General features: G+C 71.8%; 4 protein-coding genes. 2 read left to right on the top strand and 2 right to left on the bottom strand.

The window, feature by feature from the left end; all coding sequences use genetic code 11:
• Positions 1-471 (bottom strand): TerD family protein (locus QR77_RS41925; protein WP_040029741.1); only part of this gene is annotated, 471 nt, incomplete at its 3' end.
• Positions 472-616: 145 nt separating this feature from the next.
• On the opposite strand from QR77_RS41925, the gene QR77_RS41920 reads away from it, so the two are divergent.
• Together QR77_RS41920 and QR77_RS41915 are read left to right on the top strand one after the other, a co-directional pair.
• On the top strand, positions 617-1,015 hold the full coding sequence (locus QR77_RS41920; RefSeq protein WP_040029742.1) for a BlaI/MecI/CopY family transcriptional regulator: 399 nt from the start codon (positions 617-619) through the stop codon (positions 1,013-1,015).
• A gap of 3 nt (positions 1,016-1,018) precedes the next feature.
• Positions 1,019-1,969: a M56 family metallopeptidase gene (locus tag QR77_RS41915; protein WP_040029740.1), complete on the top strand. Its 951-nt coding sequence runs from the start codon at positions 1,019-1,021 to the stop codon at positions 1,967-1,969.
• Between the two features lie 8 nt (positions 1,970-1,977).
• On the opposite strand, the gene QR77_RS41910 is transcribed toward QR77_RS41915, so the two are convergent.
• A partial coding sequence (locus tag QR77_RS41910; protein WP_040029739.1) for a TerB family tellurite resistance protein occupies positions 1,978-2,171 on the bottom strand: 194 nt, incomplete at its 5' end.

The raw sequence follows: 2,171 nt of genomic DNA, 5'->3' as shown, positions 1-2,171 counted from the left end.
GAAGACCATGGCGGTCTCGGTGGCCGCGTCCTCACTCAGGTCGTAGCGCGCCAGTTCGGCGCCGCCCGCCTGGTTGACCACCCGGATGAAGGCGTTCCGGACCTGGCCGAAGCTCTGGCCGCGGCTCTCGGCGTCATGGATCGAGACCGGGAAGACGATCTTGGCGACCCCGGCCGGCACGCCGGCCAGATTCACCTTGATGACCTCGTCGTCACCCTCGCCCTCACCCGTGAGGTTGTCACCCGTGTGCTCGACCGAACCGTCGGGGCTTGTGAGGTTGTTGTAGAAAACGAAGTCGCTGTCCTTGGCGACCTTGCCCGACTCGTCGACCAGCAGGGCGCTGGCGTCGAGGTCGTAGTCGGTGCCGGTCGTCGTCCTGACGTCCCAGCCGAGGCCGACCAGGACGGCCGTCAGCCCCGGAGCCTCCTTGCTGAGCGAGACATTGCCGCCTTTGGACAGGGAAACTCCCACGCTGTTCTCCTCCTGGTGACACGGACCGGGTGACCGGAACTAGAATCTACAACACTGTAGAAGCATCTGGGAGTGGTGATCGCGCCAGGTCAGTAATATGTACGACCCGCCCGGTGCCGGTGCGGCGCGGCTGGAGGGAGACGTTGTGAGCGAGAACGGCGGTCCGGACGAGCGCCCCCGCCGGCGCGGCCAGGGCGAGTTGGAGGCCCAGGTCCTCGCGGCGCTCCGGCAGGCGCCGGGTCCCGTCACGGCCGCCTGGGTGCAGGACCGGCTCGGGGGAGACCTGGCCTACACGACCGTGATGACCATCCTGACCCGGCTCCAGGCCAAGCGCGCCGTCACCCGCGAGCGCGCCGGCCGCTCCTTCGAATGGCGCGCCGCCTCGGACGAGGCGGGGCTCGCCGCCCTGCGGATGCGCCGGGTACTGGACGGAGAGGCCGACCGCGAGGCCGTACTCGCCCGGTTCGTCACCGCGCTACTGCCGGACGACGAACGGCTGTTGCGCGATCTGCTCGGCCTGGCCGAGGACGGGCCGGAGGTCTGAGCCGTGGGTGTGTTCGTCTTCCTGCCGCTCGTCCTTCCGCTGACGGCGCTGCCCGTCGCACGTCTCGCCGCGACGCACCTCCATCCGCGCGTCGCCACCTGCCTGTTGTCGGCGCTGGCCTGCGCCCTCGCCGTGTGCAGCACGCTCTGTCTGGTACTGCTCGGAGTGGTCGGTACGGCTCAACTCCCCGGCAATCCGCTGCCCGACGCCTGGTCGGACCCCGAGGTCAGGAAGGCGGTGCCGTACGACGAGGTGGCCGGCCGCGCCGCCATGGCCGCGCTCGGAGTCATCGCTGTCGGCTGCGCCGTGGCGGCGGGACGCCACCGGCTGGTACGCCGCCGCGCCCACCGCGCGCTGGCCGGCCTGCCCGACGGTGAGCTGGCCGTACTGCGCGACCGGGCGCCGTACGCGTACGCGCTGCCCGGCCGCGTCCCCGGCGGCGGGGCCGGGCGCGTCGTGGTGTCCACGGCCATGCTCGCCTGCCTGGACGACCAGGAGCGGGACGCCCTGATCGCCCATGAGCACGCCCATCTGCGCGGGCGCCACCACCGCTTCCTGCTGGCCGTACGGCTCGCGGCGCGAGCCAATCCGCTGCTGCGACCGCTCTGTCCGGCGGTGGCGTACGCGGCCGAGCGCTGGGCGGACGAGGAGGCGGCCCGGGTGACGGGCCGCCGGACCGTCGTGGCGCGCGCCATCGGCAAGGCCGCGCTCGTGTCACGGGGCACGCCGACCCCGACGCTGGCCGGTTTCGCCGCCCCGGGCCCCGGACCTGTGCCACGCCGCGTCGCCGCCCTGCTGGAGCCGGAGCCCCCGGCCGTACGGTGGCCCCCGGTGTTCACCGCGGTGGGGCTGGCCGTCTGGGCGGCGGCTGCGGGGACGATCGGTTCGGCGCTGGCCTCGGCGAACGCGACGATCACGCTCGTCCTCGTACTCCAGGCCGCCACGACGCTCTGAGCGAGGGCCTACAGGTCGAATTCGTGCGGGGGGAGGCCGAGGGTGAAGCAGGCTTCGCGGACGACGGCTTGTTCGTCCTTGTCGAAGTTTCCGTCGGCTCCGCCGATGACGATGCCGATCTGGATGACGGCGCGTGCTTCGGCGGGCTTTTTCTTGGCTTTGGCGATTTCCTGGAGGACGCCGACTTTTCCGAAGGCGTAGT

The sequence above is a fragment of the Streptomyces sp. 150FB genome, from assembly GCF_000818195.1.
GTDB lineage: Bacteria > Actinomycetota > Actinomycetes > Streptomycetales > Streptomycetaceae > Streptomyces.
Note: the sequence above shows the minus strand (reverse complement) of the source record. Positions and strands in the feature narration are given on the sequence as shown.